Annotated in this window: 13 protein-coding genes, 1 tRNA gene and 1 pseudogene; 8 read left to right on the top strand and 7 right to left on the bottom strand. The window is 40.7% G+C overall.

Annotated elements, in window-relative coordinates; translation table 11 throughout:
* Positions 1–83 precede the first annotated feature (83 nt).
* Positions 84–1,757 (bottom strand): PspC domain-containing protein, encoded by a 1,674-nt coding sequence (locus RHM67_RS01250; protein ID WP_322229816.1) that lies wholly within the window; start codon positions 1,755–1,757, stop codon positions 84–86.
* A 20-nt stretch (positions 1,758–1,777) separates the two neighbouring features.
* Positions 1,778–2,116, bottom strand: coding sequence for a PadR family transcriptional regulator (locus RHM67_RS01245; protein WP_322229815.1), 339 nt, complete (start codon positions 2,114–2,116; stop codon positions 1,778–1,780).
* Between the two features lie 185 nt (positions 2,117–2,301).
* On the opposite strand from RHM67_RS01245, the gene RHM67_RS01240 reads away from it, so the two are divergent.
* The 5 genes from RHM67_RS01240 to RHM67_RS01220 all read left to right on the top strand — a co-directional run bounded on the left by RHM67_RS01240 (position 2,302) and on the right by RHM67_RS01220 (position 10,201).
* Complete coding sequence (locus RHM67_RS01240) at positions 2,302–5,568, top strand: SusC/RagA family TonB-linked outer membrane protein (protein WP_322229813.1); 3,267 nt, start codon at positions 2,302–2,304, stop codon at positions 5,566–5,568.
* A gap of 14 nt (positions 5,569–5,582) precedes the next feature.
* Positions 5,583–7,064 carry a SusD/RagB family nutrient-binding outer membrane lipoprotein gene (locus RHM67_RS01235; RefSeq protein WP_322229811.1) on the top strand — a complete coding sequence of 494 codons (1,482 nt, stop codon included), beginning with the start codon at positions 5,583–5,585 and terminating at the stop codon, positions 7,062–7,064.
* Positions 7,065–7,081: 17 nt separating this feature from the next.
* Positions 7,082–7,996, top strand: a complete 915-nt coding sequence (locus tag RHM67_RS01230; protein ID WP_322229807.1) for a DUF1735 domain-containing protein — start codon at positions 7,082–7,084, stop codon at positions 7,994–7,996.
* A gap of 159 nt (positions 7,997–8,155) precedes the next feature.
* Positions 8,156–9,055: a hypothetical protein gene (locus RHM67_RS01225; RefSeq protein WP_322229805.1), complete on the top strand. Its 900-nt coding sequence runs from the start codon at positions 8,156–8,158 to the stop codon at positions 9,053–9,055.
* 186 nt (positions 9,056–9,241) lie between these two features.
* A complete protein-coding gene (locus RHM67_RS01220; RefSeq protein ID WP_322229802.1) occupies positions 9,242–10,201 on the top strand; it encodes a carboxypeptidase-like regulatory domain-containing protein in 960 nt (319 codons plus the stop codon).
* A 25-nt stretch (positions 10,202–10,226) separates the two neighbouring features.
* Here RHM67_RS01220 and RHM67_RS01215 read toward each other — a convergent pair whose 3' ends face one another.
* The 3 genes from RHM67_RS01215 to RHM67_RS01205 form a co-directional block, all read right to left on the bottom strand.
* Positions 10,227–11,135, bottom strand: a complete 909-nt coding sequence (locus RHM67_RS01215; RefSeq protein ID WP_322229800.1) for an FKBP-type peptidyl-prolyl cis-trans isomerase — start codon at positions 11,133–11,135, stop codon at positions 10,227–10,229.
* A gap of 89 nt (positions 11,136–11,224) precedes the next feature.
* Positions 11,225–11,632, bottom strand: a complete 408-nt coding sequence (locus RHM67_RS01210; protein WP_322229797.1) for a DoxX family protein — start codon at positions 11,630–11,632, stop codon at positions 11,225–11,227.
* Between the two features lie 14 nt (positions 11,633–11,646).
* Positions 11,647–12,564, bottom strand: coding sequence for an LD-carboxypeptidase (locus tag RHM67_RS01205; protein WP_322229795.1), 918 nt, complete (start codon positions 12,562–12,564; stop codon positions 11,647–11,649).
* 131 nt (positions 12,565–12,695) lie between these two features.
* Between RHM67_RS01205 and metG the strand changes: the two genes are divergently transcribed.
* Together metG and RHM67_RS01195 are read left to right on the top strand one after the other, a co-directional pair.
* The gene (metG, locus tag RHM67_RS01200; protein WP_322229792.1) at positions 12,696–14,762 is read left to right on the top strand and encodes a methionine--tRNA ligase; all 2,067 of its coding nucleotides are present in this window, start codon (positions 12,696–12,698) and stop codon (positions 14,760–14,762) included.
* Between the two features lie 74 nt (positions 14,763–14,836).
* Positions 14,837–14,908: transfer RNA gene (locus RHM67_RS01195), tRNA-Arg, on the top strand.
* Between the two features lie 80 nt (positions 14,909–14,988).
* Here RHM67_RS01195 and RHM67_RS01190 read toward each other — a convergent pair.
* Positions 14,989–15,168, bottom strand: a complete 180-nt coding sequence (locus RHM67_RS01190) for a hypothetical protein (protein ID WP_322229791.1) — start codon at positions 15,166–15,168, stop codon at positions 14,989–14,991.
* Positions 15,169–15,397: 229 nt separating this feature from the next.
* Here RHM67_RS01190 and RHM67_RS01185 point away from each other — a divergent pair.
* Positions 15,398–15,696 (top strand): annotated as a pseudogene (locus RHM67_RS01185) (transposase); the annotation flags it as partial.
* A gap of 445 nt (positions 15,697–16,141) precedes the next feature.
* Here the strand turns inward: RHM67_RS01185 and RHM67_RS01180 are convergent.
* Positions 16,142–18,052: an outer membrane beta-barrel protein gene (locus tag RHM67_RS01180; RefSeq protein ID WP_322229789.1), complete on the bottom strand. Its 1,911-nt coding sequence runs from the start codon at positions 18,050–18,052 to the stop codon at positions 16,142–16,144.
* Between the last annotated feature and the right edge of the window lie 62 nt (positions 18,053–18,114).

The following is an 18,114-nucleotide window of genomic DNA, read 5'->3' as shown; positions in this document are numbered from 1 at the left end:
ATTTTTATGGGTAGACGAATTGTAAAAAGCTAATATAAGCCCGCTGAATAACAGCAGGCTTATATATTTTATAAAGGCGTTCATTATTGATCGGCATTTGCCTTGGCGACGCTATCCGCTGCTGCTTTTTGTTGCGGTGTTTGTGGGATAACCACGGTATCAACTTTACATTGCAAACCGTTATCTGTCATGACGAAGATTGCTGCTGATGCATTTTCTTTTTTATTTACCTCGTTACAGTCGTGCACATTGATGTCCCTCACAAAACGTTCAACCTGGTCATCAATTACAACTTTTGAGTTTAGGGGGATCCTAAGCGTTAGGTGTAACCTTTGGGCGCGCCATAACCTGTCTATTTGTTTTTCTAAACGGCGGTTAAATTTTAGCACGTTGCCTTCCTGTTTAAACTGGTAATTAGTGCCGCGGGCGTTGTAAAGCGCTTCCTGGTAATCGCTGCCGCGGGCGCTGAACGATTCTACAAGCACAGGTTGCTTCACATCGCTTCTTTCAATATATATGCTAATGTTTTTATCGGGCATATCCATGTTGTTATCATTGTCGTCATCCAGAATAACACGGCCGCCAAAATCTTCTTTTACCCGCAGGCGAACGCTGTCTTCTTTTGTAAGGAATTTGATATCGTTAAGCTTTAAGTAATAAGTGCTATCGGCAGATGGCTTAATGTTTATGGTTTGGCTAAAGCTGGCGTATTCTTTAAAGGCGGCAGATGTTTTAGCGGTATAATAAATAACAATACTTAGCGAGATGATCCAGGTCATTAACAATGCAGACCCGGCTGTACGGTTTATTACATTACCACGAAACACGTAATGGATAAGTGTCAATATAATGGCAAGCAACGGAATGATCCCTATTAACGTGGCGCATACTATAAATATGTTGTTAATATGCTGGTCGGCAATGTTGAACGGGAACATGTGGTAGATGCCCATATTACGGTTGCCGTATGCAAAAGCCGATATTACCACTACAACAAGGGCAATAATGCCAGCAAAAGCACTTGCGATAAGCGCAATAGCCACCAGTTTACCTATGGCCCTACCTGCGCCACCTAAAAAGTTACCGAAGTGGCCAAAAACATCTCCAGCAAAATCTCGGGTTTTGTATACAAATGGGCGGGCTTCGTTGTGGAAGTTTTGAAGATTGCCTTTTACTGTGTTCAGCTCTTCTTCGAAGTTTGTTTTGAAGCCTTGCAAATCCAGTTTCTGACCTTTCATGGCCATGCGGTCGGCACGGGTAACGGCCTTAGGTACAACTATCCACAGTATAGCATATAATATAGCGCCTGTACCGGCAAAAGCAACGGCTATTGCAAATAATAAGCGTACCCAAACCGGGTTAAAATCAAAGTAATTGGCAATGCCCGAGCATACACCGGCTACGAGGTGGTCATCCGGGTCGCGGAACAGGCGGCGGGGTTCAGAACCGTAGTTAAAAGCCTGTTGCGTATGTGGCTTTGCGCCATCCTCTTCTATCTCAAAGTCTTCTACCGAGCCCATTTGCTCAACAACGGTTTTAACGTCCTGCTCAACAACAACCTGTTTGCCTTCCCTTAGCAGGATCTCGTTAAACATTTCTGCTATACGGTTCTCAATATCGGTTGTGATCTCCAGGCTATCGGCCGAGTTTAGAAAATGGCGCTGCACATCGGTCATGTAGCTTTTAAGTATTTCGTAAGCATCCTCCTCTATATGGAAAACGATGCCGTTTATGTTTATGATGATGGTCTTGTTCATGATGGGTGGTGATTTGAGGTTTATTTATTGTTTCTGTCGCCAATTGCGGTTTCTATGGCAAATGCCAGTTCCTTCCAGGTGCCGTCGAGCTGCTGTAGCACCTTGCGGCCTTCGTCGCTAAGCACATAGTACTTGCGGGGCGGCCCGGATGTTGACTCCACCCAGTTATAAGAGAGCAGGCCATTGTTCTTTAATCGGGTTAATAAAGGGTATAGCGTACCCTCAACAACAAGCAGGCGGGCCTTCTTCAACTCAGCAATAATATCTGATGCGTAGATCTCGCCCTTTGCTATAATAGAAAGGATGCAATACTCCAGTATGCCTTTCCTCATTTGGGTTTGTGTATTTTCAACAATCATAATGCAAAGATATATGTTTTGGAATGTATTATGCAATACATAGTACTGTTTTTTTTAATATTATTTATTTTTTCAAATTATTTTTACGATAAAGCATTTTTTTTTACTTTTTAATTTGATTTATTGATAGTGGAACATTACTTTTATAATTAATTAACTATTAACTGATCTTATTATTAACAAACATGAAAAAACTTCTACTAGTAAGTTTGTGTTTCCTGATGTTATGCGTAACGCAGGTGTATGCACAAAATCGTACAATTACTGGTACAGTTACTTCAAAAGATGACGGTTTACCGTTGCCAGGAGTAAGTGTCACAGTAGCCGGGACCACAATTGGTGTTCAAACCAATGCATCCGGTAAATTCTCCCTAAGTGTGCCGGTATCGGCAAAATCATTAAGCTTCTCATTTATCGGTTTTAACAAAGCCACTCTCGCAATTGATGGCAGTGTAGTAAATACTGCGCTTGTAACCTCGAGCAATCAATTAGGCGAAGTTGTGGTAACTGGTGCTTTGGGCATTAAGCGCCAGGCAAAAGAGCAAGGCGCTGCCGCAACTAACATTAGTGCCGCAACACTTAATCAGGCCCGTCCTACAAACTTTACAAACGGTTTAGCTGCTAAAGCCCCGGGTTTAGTTGTAAGTACGCTTGACAACGGTGTTAACCCTAACACTCGTTTTACTTTGCGCGGTAACCGTCACATCTTAGGTAATAATTATGCCTTAGTTGTTTTAAACGGTGTTCCAATTTCTCCTAATGAGGTTAACACGATCAATCCGGATGATATTGAGTCGGTTAACATTTTAAATGGTGCAGGCGCAGCTGCCCTTTACGGTTCTGACGCATCAAACGGTGCGTTGATCATAACTACCGTTCATGGTAGCCCAAATGGCGCGCCGCGTGTTAGTTACACAAATAATTATTTGATAGAAAAGCTTTCGTATCTGCCTAGTTTTCAAACCAAGTTTGGTAGCTATGGTGGTGAAGGTGCTCCATTCCAAGATCCTATCACAGGCTTTATTACTACGCCGGCTCCATTCGAGAACCAGTCTTACGGTCCTGCATATGATGGCCACCTTTCACAATTAGGTATACCATTAGAAGATGGTACTATACAAAAGTATCCTTACAGCACTCGTCCGGTAGATCCAAGAAGAGCATTTTTTGTGACAGGTCACAGCGAAGAAAACAACCTTTCTTACGCACAGGGTGACGCTGACAACAGCTTTAACATTTCTGCTAATAACCTGTTAAGATCGGGTATTACCCCTGATCAAAAGTTTAAGAGAACCTCAGTAAGGGTTTCTGCGGCTAAAACTTATGGAATTTTCAAGGCAGATTTCACAGCAAGCTATGTGCAATCTTTCCAAAGTACTGAAGGAAATGGTGGATATGACGGAACCTCGTTAGATGGCGGGCGTTCATTATTAAGTACTTTATACAATACCCCGTCTTGGGTGCCTCAAGATAAATTTAAAGACATCACCCAACCATTCTCTGAAGTGAATACTTACTTTAACTCTTACGGTGTTAACCCTTATTGGATTATAAAAAATGACCGTATTGATACCCGTAGCGATCACTTCAACGGTAGTTTCAACGCTTCAGTAACACCAACTAAATGGTTTGATGTAAATTACCGTATATCTGAAAATTTTGGCACATCTAATGTTCAGTTCAGGCGCTCTCCTGTGCAGTTTAGTGCTTATGCAATTAGTGACCCAACCGGTGGTTTCGGTACCCAAGGCCAATCATACGGTGGTTCTACCGGCCATATTCCCGGTCAGGTATATAATATCTCATCATTTGGTGATGGTAGCAACTTAGGCATATTAGGATCTGCACCCGGTGGCCCGCAAGGTTACGCCCGTATCCAACAAGATGTTTATGTAAGCTTTCATAAAACATTTTTAAACAACTTTAAAACAAATTTATTATTGGGTAATAGTATTTGGCAACAAAACTTCAGCCAGTTATCAAATAGTTCAACAAATTTACTTGTTGACGATTTTTACAACGTAGGTAGTATCTTAGGTACGCCAGGTACTTCACGAATTGACGGTAAAATTCGCCAGATCGGTTACTTTGGTGATTTAACCATTGGCTATAAAGATTTTGCATTTGTTGAGGCTACTTTAAGGAACGATCATGATTCGAGGCTTTCAAACGGTCTTCGCTCATTCTGGTACCCATCAGTAAAAGGATCATTAATTTTTACCGATGCAATACCGATGCTTAAAGGTAACCGTATATTAAACTATGGTAAATTAAGGGCATCTTACAGCCAGGTTGGTAGTGTTAACGTTGCGCCTTATAGCACATCAAATACATTTAACCCAACTACCGGTTTCCCTTATGGTAACACAGGTGGTTTAACTTTAGGAACTACTTTGAATAACCCTGCAATTAAACCGGAGTTAACCAAAGAAATTGAGTTTGGTGCTGATTTAAGCTTCTTCAATAGCCGTATCAACACAAGCTTTACCTACTATAAAAGTAATACCACTAACCAAACAATCCCAATCCAAACCGCGCCTGAAACAGGTTACACATCTGCAACTGTTAACATTGGCGAGGTTCAAAACACAGGTTACGAGTTTAAACTGGATTTAAATGTATTAACTAAACAAGACAATAACTTTAGCTTAAATTTAGGGGGTAACTTAGCGATCCAAAATTCTGAAGTTAAATCTTTAACATCGGGATTAAACTCTGTAACTATTGCTTCCATCGGTTCTGCAGCAATACAGGCACAAATTGGCCAGCCGTTCCCGGTTTTGGTTAGTACCGCAAACGTGGATCGCGATGATCAGGGCCGTGTAATTGTTAACCCTGTAACGGGTTATCCTACATCCAATACAGTTCCTACAAACCTGGGCCGCACTACACCTAAATATATCTTAGGTTTAACGCAAACTGCAAGCTGGAAAATCATTACCCTGAGTGCAACAAGCGAGTTCCGTAGTGGGCATGTTATTTACAACTCAAGTTTAGCCAGTGCTACCGCTGCAGGTATATCTGCTTACTCTGCTTCTGCAGATCGCCAGGCATTTATATTTCCTAATTCAGTTATCAATACAGCTAAAGCAGGTGAAACCCCTGTATATGTGCCAAACACAAATGTTACCGTTGCTGATGGTAACCAGGGGTTCTGGAATGCAGGTGCATGGTACAACTCAGTAGAAGGGTACACAAGCAGTGCTGCTTTCTGGAAATTAAGAGAAGCTACCTTATCTTTTGATTTATCTCAGTACGCAAGAAAACTTAAAGTAATTAAAAGGGCTGCTTTTACGTTGATCGGAAGAAACCTTGTTATGCTTAGGCCAAAGGGTCAGAAATTTATTGACCCTGAGTTTTCTGCAACAACAGGTAACGGAACAGGTTTAATTAACACTTACCAACTTCCTCCAACACGTTTTTATGGAGCAAGTATTAATGTTACATTTTAATAATATTTAAATACATGAAAAAGTATATAACAATAATATTAGCGTTTCTTACCATTGCAAATAGCAGTTGTAAGAAAAATTATCTCGACGAATTAAAAAACAACCCCAATACACCATCTGTAGCATCACCAAGCCTGCTTTTGTCAGGCTCGTTAAAAACCACTGCGGGTATTGTAAACGGGGGTAACTTTATTCCGTATGCTGCTTATTTAGGTTACTTAAGCAGGAGCACAGGTTTTCAGGTATTTGGTAACCTTGATCAATACCAGATCACATCTAATGATTTTAACAGCTACACGCCGTTTTTTCTAAACATATCTAACTACAACGCTATCCTAAATTCAAATTCGGGCGCTAAGTACACAGGTATTGCCAAGGTAATGATGGTGTATGATTTTCAGGCACTGGTAGATAACTATAACAACATACCTTATAGCCAGGCTTTAAAAGGTGCTAATAACCTTACTCCTGAATTTGATGACGCATCAAAAATCTATGATGATCTTTTAGTACAAATTGATGCTGCTATTAAAATATTACAGGGAGCAACCGCTAATGACCTTAACCCGGGTATTGCTGATATCATGTTTGGTGGCGATATGACCAAATGGATAAAATTTGCAAATACCATTAAATTAAGGATAGCTATTCGCCAATCAAATATAACCGCTAAAACTGCCTCATTAAAGGCTGCAACCCAGGCAACCCAGGCATTAGGTTATATTGATGCAACATTTTCGGCATCGGTTAACCCCGGTTATGCTAATAATGATGCAAATGGTGGCCAGGCCAGCCCATTGTATATTAACTACGGTTATACACAAAGTGGCGCAGGTACAAATGGTAACCAACAATACCAGGCTAACACGTATGGTATTAATTATTATACTAATAATAACGACCCTCGTTTAAAAATGGTCTACGCCCCTAACCCTAAGGGCGATGTAATAGGTAGCTTTTTTGGCGGGACTGTAACGGTACCTGCACAGCAAACGCCAAGTAAATTTGGCCTTGGTGTGTTAAAGGCTCCTACTATGCCTGCTATACTATTATCATCAGAAGAGGCGTTGTTTTTGCAAGCCGAAGCTGCTGCTGCAGGTTATATAACCGGTAACGCGCAAACGCTTTACAACACCGGTATCACAACCTCATTCACTAATTTGGGTGTTGCTTCTGCTGCTACGGCTGCCGCTGCTTATTACGCACAAGCGGCCATCGCCTATCCAACTGCGGGCACTTTTGATCAACAGCAACAGGTTATAATTACACAAAAGTGGATTGCTTTAAACCCGTTTGGTGCATTTGAGGCATTTAATGAATTGCGCAGAACAGGTTACCCGGCTAATTTGCCACTGTCTGTTTATCCTGGTGTTAACCCCCCATCGCAAGTAGCACGTATACAATACCCAACGGTATTATATACTTCTAACGCGGATAATGTTACCAAACAGGGTACTATAAATATCTTTACTTCAAAAATATTTTGGGCTAAATAATTTAATTTAAAAGAAAAATGAAAATAAGAAATTATATAAAAACCGCCCTATTATCTGTTATGGCAATCAGCTTATTAAGCTCGTGCCTTAAAGATGATTCCCGAACTGTTGATTTCTCAAAAGGAGGCCAATCGGCAGAGATTCCGTTGAGTGGACTGTCGTCAGGTAATTTTTCAGCTGCAGCAATTACATCAGATACGGCTGAATTGGCTTTTGGTGTAAACATTGCATCATCATCAACATTAAGCCACGATCAGAGTATCACAGTAGACGTAATACCGGGTTTAATTGCACCTTATAATGCCGCCAATCCAAGCATAGCTTACGAGCTTATGCCGGCCTCTGCTTATACTTTTAAAACTACGGTTGTGAATATACCCGCTGGTCAGCGTTATAAAATTGTAAATTTTATAGTGTATAAAAACCTGCTCGATCCTTCGAAAAGCTATATGTTGCCAATTGGTATTACTAAAGCTGATGGTTTAACCATTTCTGCTAATCAGTCTGTAAATTATTACCATGTAATTGGTAACGATTTTGCAGGTGCGTACTTCGGAACGTTTACACGTACCCCCGCAGGTGGTGATTATACAGCTAAAGCAGTTAAACTAAATCCAGTTTCACCAACGTCATTCCAAGCGCCAAGCGGTTACGCGGCATTAGGTGTACACTATGATGTTAGCTTTAGCCAAACCGGCACAGGAGCAAGTGCTACCTATTCAAATTTTAAGGTAGTTTTAAATGCTAATGATGTTAAAAACTTGTTTACAGCGAATGGTATTACTGTAACTACACCCGCATCTTTTGTAAATGCACCGGTAGCTGGTAAACAGTATGCTTATGTTGAAGCATTATCACTATTTAACTTTCAATATGATGTGACTAACAGTGTAGGTAGAGCCAGACATGTTCAAGACAGATTTTTTAAATAAGTAAACATTTTGTACATACTAAAATGCCGCCTTGCAAGTAATTGTAAGGCGGCTTTTTTGTGGGGTATTAAGCAAACAGTTAGTAACTTATATTATAATTAATTAAAATTTAACTTTGAGGAATTATTTATTTTAGCTAAAACACAAACCAACTATCACATGAAAAATAAAAAAATCCTGTTTGCTATGGCTACCCTATTTGTCTTAATATCTTGTCAAAAGGAAAAAGCCGTCAAAACGGTTGTTCCCGATCAGACCCAAGCCACTATTAATAAAATTAAGGTGATGGCCAATGTTGACTATGTTGAGCTACAGCTTATGACCAGGCAACTAGGAGAAAGCTTTGATACTTATACTGCTACGTATAATGGTTGTGCTATAAAACTTATAGGCCCCGGGTCCTATGATTTCCGAAAGTATCCCAATTTGGTAAACGGTGTACCTGTTGTAGCAGCAAGTCTTAGTACAACAGACGGTACATCATTTATACAAACAGTTAATTCCGGGGTAGATGGTAATGTTTTTGAAGTAACCCAAGGCTATATGGGGGGCTTACCAACCACTTCTTTTGTGGGCGATTTTAAAACTTATTTAACAGCGTTATCTACATGGTTACAAAGCAACAGCACCGGAGGGCAGCCTTTGCTTGGCTCATATGTCTCAACCAGTTATAGCGGACCGGGCTATTCTAAAACCTATACTGGGAAGATTATCAGGATTACACAAGGATCGCATCTGGCTATTGCAAATATGAATTATCCTTTACCGCCCCCAATTCCTCCAAATAATTCGCCTATTCCGATCCAAAATTTGGGAGACGCTGTTGTGCCGGATGAAGCAGACCCCACAAAATCTTACTTACTGCATGGTAGCGGTGGAAATATAACCGAATGCTGGTTGATGGTTAACAACTATTATCCCAATACCAATATCAAGTTAACTGTAAACGGCACCTATACAACTCAAATCCCCGGTTCACAAGATTTCCATATGTGGGGTTCAATTATAAGGGCTGATGGCTCGATTTCAAAGTTTAATTTACAACAACAAACTAATTAATTTGTATTAAAGGGAGAATCGATTTTTGGTTAAATTCTGTTGTTTACCAATAAGGGAGCTCATAATGTCTATTTCAATTTTTAATTATGCAAGAATGCCGTTTTTTGTAACAATTAAAATACAGGTACTCTTTTGAGGCATACTTTTTAAATTATATATTAGGCATTACTATTTTAATAGACGTTTATGAAAAAGCCCCTTTTATCAGCACTTTTTGTGCTTGCCGGTACCATGGTATTTGGCCAAACTATTACTATAAACGGTACAGTTACCGATAAGCAAGGCAAGCCGGTGCCTTATGTATTTATAAGTGATACCAGGCATCCCTATGGCACGTATACCAACCTGGAGGGTAAGTACAACCTGGTTAAGGCTGATCCTGCATCATCGCTTTTGGCCAGCGCGGCTAAATTTGCCGATACAATTGTTGCCATTAATAATAAAACCGATATTAATATGGTGCTGGCTGCAGGTGCTGCTAAAACCGATAATTGGGTTAAAGGAATAGGAAATAACAGTTTTTTTAATACGCAAAGCACGCCGGCAACAATCATAATAGGTTCGCAATACTTAAAGGGCGGGCAGCAGGAATTACATGGCAGCCGTTTTTTGTATGATAAGTGGGTGCATGGGTTTGGTATAAACGCGGCCGACTCTTTGATCCAAAGTAACGATTACCTGTTTAATTACGATAAGTTGAAGGGCGACTTAATATTTATAACCAATAAGCAGAATGCATTTATAGCTGATAAAAGCGAAGTAAAAGAATTTGCTCTTTTTGATGATGATGCACAGCCAACGTTATATGCTTACATCCCTTCAATTACTACAAAGCAATATGTACAGGTACTATACTTGGGTAAAAAGTATAAGGTTTATAGACAGGTTATCACCAAATTCGAAGCCAATAATTTCACCACAAATGGTATTACCAATTCCGGCCATAATTATGATGAGTACACCGACGAAAATAGTTACTTTGTTTTAAAAACCGGCGCGCAACCCCAAAAAGTTAGCCTAAAGAAGAAAGCTTTAAAAGAGGCTTTTGCCGCTGATGCAGAAAGGTTTAATAAGTTCGCATCTGCCCAACAAGGTGATATCGACGAAAATTACCTGAAGGATTTAGCTGCTGCAATGGATCAATAAGGCTTAAAAAGGACATCCTTAATGCCTATTTTGGATGGATAACATCCTTCACCTCAATAGTATAAACTATTGGGGTGTACGCTGCAACAATGTTAAAACCCGTATCACCATATGCAAGGGCAGACGGTATAACAAATATTGCTTTTGCACCTTTGTTTAATAAAAGTAAACCTTGTTCTAACCCGGTAATTAATTTCTTTTGGCCCAACGGGATAGCTACTGGCCTGTATTTGTGTTTGGCATCAAATAGGTTTGCCGTAATAGCATCCTTGTAAATGTTAGTATCAAATGCTTTGTCGCTCAGTAATTTACCGGTGTAATTAATAACCGCGGTATCACCGGTTTGTAGCAATGGCCCGTTGCCTTTTGTAATTACATGATAGCAAAGGCCCGAATTTGTTTTTGTAGTAACTAAATTTTTCTGACGAATAAATTTTTCTATCCGTTTTGGTTCGGCAATTTTAAGGCCGGCGTTTAAGCTTTTAAGATAGGCGGTTGCCTTTTCCATTAATTGTGCGTCGTCCATTTTCTGCCTTGGTATCACCTTTAGCACCTTAATGTTATATACTATATACTTACCCTTAAAATTAGCAGGCTTGGGCGTTGTTTTAAATATGCTGTCAACAGGCTGTTTAACAGCAATACTGTCGCCTTCGGTCAATAATTTTAATGCATCAAAATTATCACCTTTAAAAGCCTGAGCAGGCAATATTAGCAGGCGGGGTACACCATAGTCTTCCGAGTTTTCTATAACCGAATCCAGATCTGTTTTAGCAAGCACGTTCATACTTAAAAAATCGCCCTGCTTTATTCTGGGGCCATCTTCATTCGTAAACTTAATGTAAACCACACCGCTTCCGTCCGTTTTAAAATCTCTTTTGCAGCTTGTAGCTATTAATACTAAGGCCAGGCATAAATAGGAAAGCAATTTCATAATATGTACGAATTGTTGGTTGATGCTTAATTTTAATTCAAAAATAAACATTTACTAACAAAGGCCTATTTCTGAATGCGTTTGACCTGCTATTTCTTGTCTACACTATATCTTCCCGACCCTACAAAAAACAAACCCGCGAACATGATAGCGTCTTCTATTGCATGTGCCGCGCCCTGCATGCCGTCGCCTTTGCCAAAGTGGGTAGCAGCGGCTACAACAAGGTTAATAACAAGCAGCAAACACACCGGCCTAAACTCCAGGCCTATTATGATCAGAAATCCACCCAGGGTTTCTACTAAAGCTGCCAAAAAGCCACAAAACACTGGTGCGAAATGTATGCCTACGTATTTGGTTGACGAGCCAAGCGCGGCCCAGGCATCGGTACCGCCTATTAGCTTTGGGTAACCATGGAAAATAAACATCGCACCAAGCCCTACACGGATGATGAGCAGGCCAAGATCTTTGTATTTATTAAGAGAACTTAAATATGCCATAACGAGGTTTAAATTTATAAGTAACTTATTTCTACGCCTTCTGTTTTAACGGACAGGTTTAAAGCTCTGCCCAACACCAGGCTGCAGTTATTAGATACATGCCCCGCCGGGAAATCAAAACAAACAGGATAATCATATTCAGCGACCGCCTCCATTATAATTTGCGGCAAAGTTTGACCAAAGGGAATGTCGTTGTCTTTCAGGCTTGTAAAACTACCCACAATTAATCCCGACAAATTTTTTAGCTTCCCAGCACGTTTAAGGGCGCGCAGCATTCGGTCAACCGCATAAAGGTATTCGCCTACATCCTCTATAAAAAGGATCTTGCCACTGTAATCCATATCACTAACCGAATTAATTACGGCGAGTAAAAGAGAAAGGTTACCACCGATAAGTATACCACTGTTTGTGCCTAATCTGTTTAAATGGTTAGGGGCTATCCGGTAAATCAACTCCTCGCCAAATAAGGCTTGCCTTAAAGTTTCCAAAGAATGTGCCGAAGCATCCGGTATGGTTAATGGCATTTGCCCATGTATACAAGGCAAGTTATAATTGCTAATAATATGCGAATGCAGCAAAGTAATGTCGCTAAAGCCAACCATCCATTTCGGGTTTGTGGCCATGTGGCTAAAATCAACCAGGTCAACCATGCGGATAGCGCCATAACCGCCACGGGCGCAAAAGATGGCCTTAATGCTATCGTCATCAATAAAGCGTTGCATATCTGCCGCGCGGAAGGCATCGTCGCCCGCAAACTGGTGATAGCTGGCGTTTACGGTATCACCCAATACAACTTCGAGCCCCCATGATTCAAGCAAATTTACCGCATCAGTCATAGGGATCGGAAGCTTTTTGGCAGGGCAGGTAATAGCCACCTTGTCGCCTTTTTTTAGATGGGTAATGGATGAGTCCGAAAGTTCGTTGGTCGGCATAGGTCCGAAAGATTAATTGTACTATTTGAAGGTAATTTAAATGCTGTCTTCCTGTCTTGCGGACTTTCCGTCTTTCCCAACTTTCTGACTTAAAAAAATTATCTTTGCAAATTAATAAACATCCCTGTTTAATGTCGCAACTTAATAAATATAAAAGATACACCATTACATCGGCTTTGCCATACGCAAACGGGCCGCTGCACATTGGCCATTTGGCGGGCGCATACCTGCCGGCAGATATTTTTGTACGTTACCTGCGGCTAATGAAAAAGGATGTTGTGTACATCTGCGGATCTGATGAGCATGGCGCAGCTATTACCATCAAAGCTAAAAAAGAGGGTACCACGCCACAGGCTATTATTGATAAATACCACAACCAGATTAAAGAGAGTTTTGAGGAGTTTGGGATTGCATTTGATATTTACCACCGCACCTCATCACCTATACATCACGATCTGTCACAAGAGTTTTTCCTGAACCTGTACGAGAAAGGTGAGTTCATAGAAAAATACTCTGAACAATACTACGATGAAGACTTCGACCAGTTTTTGGCCGACAGATATATTACCGGTACCTGCCCCGTTTGCAGTTACGATAAGGCCTACGGCGACCAATGCGAAAACTGTGGTACATCGTTAAACCCGACAGATCTTATCGACCCGATATCGACCCTGAGTAACAAAAAACCGATCCTGAAACCTACCAAACACTGGTACTTACCGCTTGATAAATACCAACCCTGGTTAGAGAAATGGATTGACCAAAAAGAAGGCGAGTGGAAGGTTAATGTATTTGGCCAATGCCGCTCGTGGTTAAAATCGGGCCTGCAGCCACGCTCTATGACCCGCGACCTGGATTGGGGAATTGACGTACCATTAGAAGAAGCCAAAGGCAAAAAACTTTACGTGTGGATGGATGCGCCGATAGGCTACATATCAGCCACCAAACAATGGGCTACTGATAACGGGAAGGACTGGCAGCAATACTGGAAAAAGCAAGCAAATACCGAGGATGATGCCTGCCTGATGCACTTCATAGGTAAGGATAACATTGTGTTCCACTGCATCATATTCCCGGCGATATTGAAGGCACATGGCGATTATATATTACCGCAGAACGTGCCGGCCAACGAGTTTTTGAATTTGGAGGGCGATAAGCTTTCCACATCCCGCAACCACGCGGTTTGGTTGCACGAATACCTGGAGGAGTTCCCGGGTAAGCAGGATGAGTTACGTTATGTACTAACATCGATACTACCAGAAACAAGCGACAGCGAATTTACCTGGAAAGATTACCAGGCACGCGTAAACAACGAATTAGTTGCCATTTTGGGTAACTACGTTAACCGTGTAATGATATTGATGCACAAGTATTACGATGGCAAGGTAGAAAGCGATAGCGCTATTATCAAATTAACCGATGCCAAAGTCAATGCAGAGTTAGGCGGATACTATGATGACCTTGGTAAAAATCTGGAGAGCTACCGTTTCCGCGCGGCTTTGCAGAACGTGATGGATATGGCCCGCCTTGGCAACCGTTACCTTACCGAACAAGAGCCATGGAAAACTATAAAAAGTGATGCTGAGGCCGCTAAAACAGCCTTACATAACAGTTTAGTACTCATAGGCCATATTGCAACCTGCCTGCAGCCATTTTTACCGGCAACAGCCGCCAAAATATTTGGTATGCTTAATTTGGATGCGGTTGCATTTGACCAGGAACTTGAATTTGCCAATGGCCACCAGCTTAACCCTGCAGCCTTATTGTTTGAGAAAGTAGAGGACGAAGCCATAGAAAAACAGATCCAAAAATTGGCCGATAAAAAAGCAGCATCGGCCGTTGTTGCACAACCGGCTATTACACCTGCCAAAGCCAATATTACTTTCGATGAATTTGTAAATATGGATATCCGTACCGGCACTATATTGACTGCCGAGAAAGTTGCTAAAACAAAAAAACTATTAAAATTAACCATTGATACGGGTATTGACCAACGCACCGTAGTATCGGGCATTGCAGAGCATTACGAGCCCGACGCCATTATTGGTAAACAGGTAAGCATATTGGTAAACCTGGAGCCGAGGGAGATAAAAGGTATCATGTCGCAAGGGATGATATTGATGGCCGAAAACGCCGAAGGCAAGCTAAGTTTTGTTGCCCCGGCAGATGAAATGGCCAACGGATCGGTAATAAGATAAGCGCCCATGCAGATGTGCAAATTGGTTTGACTAACTCATTCAAAATTTGCACCTTTGCAATTCCTAAAAACACCGGTCCTGTAGTTCAACGGATAGAATAGAAGTTTCCTAAACTTTAGATATGAGTTCGATTCTCGTCAGGACCACTAACTTTTACCGAAATCCGCAAAGTTCACCGTAATTTTGCGGATTTCTTTTTTTCACATATAAGATTCCATACAAAAGGTTAATCGCCCTTTTTATATTTAAATAAACCATCAATTGACATTGAATTTGAAAGAAATTTTTCTCCTACAGTTGTTGCTACAACAGAGGTAATAGTTACTTCCTGCTCTAACTTCTCCATTTGATCTGAAAATCCTTTTTTAAGATTATAATTTACATGATACTGTTCGCCGTATTCCATTCTTTTTGGGAATTATTCGTTGCTGTACATGTTATCAAATAATTAAAAAGTGTTATTAGTGCCCATAATCGGCTTACTTAAAAAAAAGTAAGGTTCATTAAAATATCTATGTGCATTAACAGTATTAGTTATAGTAACACCTACACTTAAGCCAGTTAAACTATAAAACTCATTTGTAAATAGGTGGTTAAATAAAGTTTCCTTTAGCCTCTTCCTTTTCTGGTAATGGAATAGTCATTCTGCATTTTACGAAACATTTGAACCTGCCGAAGCCAAAAGGCTATTGGATAGGTTTGAGTTTGTTTATACACCTAAGCACGGCAGCTGGCTAAACATGGCCGAGATAGAATTGCATGTATTGAATGGACAATGCTTAAATAGGCATATTCCAACAATGCAAAAAATCAAGGAGAAGTGGCGGCATGGCAGAACAGCAGAAATAATAAGAATAGCAAAATTAACTGGCAGTTTGAAAATAAGGATGCGCGCATAAAACTGAAAAGACTTTATCCGTCATTACATGATTAACTTAACAATAGGTAGTTATTCTTTTACACGATTTGTATGGGATTTTGCAGTTTTAATGTAGTCCGTAGGGGAATCGAACATAATTAAAACCAAATCGACTCACAATACTTTATATAGTTTTCGATATACTACGCACCGAATTACTAACCACTTTTTGATGCAGATTAATTACAAATCTTACCTCGCAATTTGCAAAACATTACAAAGTTTAAAAATTAATTGTCACTAATTTTTAAATATCCATCGGACAGATATGAAAACATAATGCCTTATTCATCACGGAAATAATGAACGGGCGAACTGGTAAAATGTCAAGGTCGGGCCAATAAAAGTAACCATAACTACATGCTTTATATAGCTTTCATGATATCCAGTTAATTATACAAGAAAAAACCCACCGCCTGTGGGTTTTTTCTTGTATAATTAGTGAGCAATAACCTGCATATTATTTATTTGCCGGGATAATGTCTATGACAACCGTACGGTTATAAAAACGTTCTTCAGGCAACGTGTTTTCAAATGGCGAATGATTGATGTCTTCACCGAAGCCAAGTGTTTCAAACTTAACATTGTTTTTGCCGGTTGCCGACAAGCTGCTTTCAAGCACCTTTTGTGTTTGTTGTGCACGGCTGTCAGATAATTTTTGGTTATAATCCTCTTCACCAATAATATCGGTATGGCCATGTACAATAACAGTCGATCCATCGGTAATTAAAGGCGATACTACATCAGTTAACAATTTATTGTATGATGCTATGCCTATCGCTTTATCAAAATCAAATAATACACTGTAACGGAAACCTTTTTGGATAGTAGCGTCCTGGCGTATTAAATGAACAGTGCTTTCTTTGGTAACGATTGTTCCGTTTTTAGTTTCGCCGGTCATCGTGATCTTGTAATTTCCCTCAGGGTTATTACCAATCATCGTTATGCCTGACACACTTTCCTGGTCATTGGTGAACGGACCGAAATGTTGAGTTACACCTCTGTCATCAGTTGCATTTATCGACCAGCTGTTAAACTGTTTTTTAGCGCCATCAACATTTAAGATCACGTAGCTATCCAATGGATCTGTTTGCATGGTGTTAATATGTACAGGCTTCATCATTCCGCCGCCAACTTCCATTAGCAATTCGGGCGATGTGCTGGCAATATCAACTCTTCTGTCTTCCGCACGTAGTAAAACAAGCTCTTTGTTACCACCCGGTTGTTCTGAAGGATTAGCTGGTTTTTTGCGGGCTAGCGTAGTAATACGTGAACCATCAATGCCAAATGTGCCCGTAAGGTACATTTTTATTGATTCGGCCATTATTTTACCATCATCTGCGGGAGCGCCGGTTAATGATATAGTAGTACCCGGATTGGCGCGCATACGGTCACCCAAAATGTTTAAGACATTATGATATACGTTTAACTGCCTTGCAGAACGACCAGACATGGTTACTGATTGTTCTGCCTGCAATTGTTCTTCTCTAAAGGTACCAGCCTGCGCGTTGTTAAGCGCTACGTAACGGTTGGGTATAGTGTTGGCACCATCATCAAAAAATACAGCGTTAAGCAAAGGTAAAGTTTCGCTAACCTGGCGTTTTAACGGTACCGTCTTGGGCGCACGTATGGCAAATGTAACATCAACCGGTATTATCGCAACTGCTGGTATTTCCACAACTTTTTTATGACCCTTACCAAATTTAAGGGCAATACCTGCACGTACAGTTGTTATTTGCCAGCTTTCAATACTGCGTGGCGCCTGGCCAAAATAAGGCTGGTAAGAAATAAATGGCGAAAGGCTAATCTTATTAGGATTAGTGGCAGCTGCCAATGGTATCTCATAACCAATGCCTACTTGCCCGGATACTAATGTTTTGCGCATATTGCTTAATTCGCCATTAGTATTCGGCTGCTTAACTTGTGTGTACGAAAAACTTTTTTGGATATTGAACGCTAAACGCGGACCTGCAAAAAAGTATAGGTTTGATGCTGGTACCGCTAAACGTAAACTTGGTTCGACAGCGATATAGGCAGCATTGGTACGCAAGGTTGCATCGCAGTTACAAGGCGCTACAACATCATTAAATTTGCCACCACGGCCATCATAACCTACGTTAAGCATGATGCCCCAGACACCCGCCGGACGATACTCCACCAATACAGAGCCATATGGCCTTATACCAAACCCTTTATGAAAAGCGGTAGGAACCATTAGGCTGCTATTAAGCGTTTGGGTTGTACCATCGTAAAAGTTAAAATTTGCAGCGCCCGATAAACCCCACCACCAGGTAGGTGGGGTAACTTGTGCCTGTGCGGCAACTTGTGAAAGGATAACCATCGCCGAAAGCAGGATAGCCCTTTTTATCATTTTATATTGTAGTAACATATGTTTCTTTTTAATGTAAGTGAATTAAGTAAGTACACTCCCAG

The organism is Mucilaginibacter sp. 5C4 (genome assembly GCF_034345625.1).
In the GTDB taxonomy this organism is placed as follows: domain Bacteria; phylum Bacteroidota; class Bacteroidia; order Sphingobacteriales; family Sphingobacteriaceae; genus Mucilaginibacter; species Mucilaginibacter aurantiaciroseus.
The sequence above is the reverse complement of the archived record's forward strand: the minus strand, read 5'-3'. Positions and strand labels throughout refer to the sequence as shown.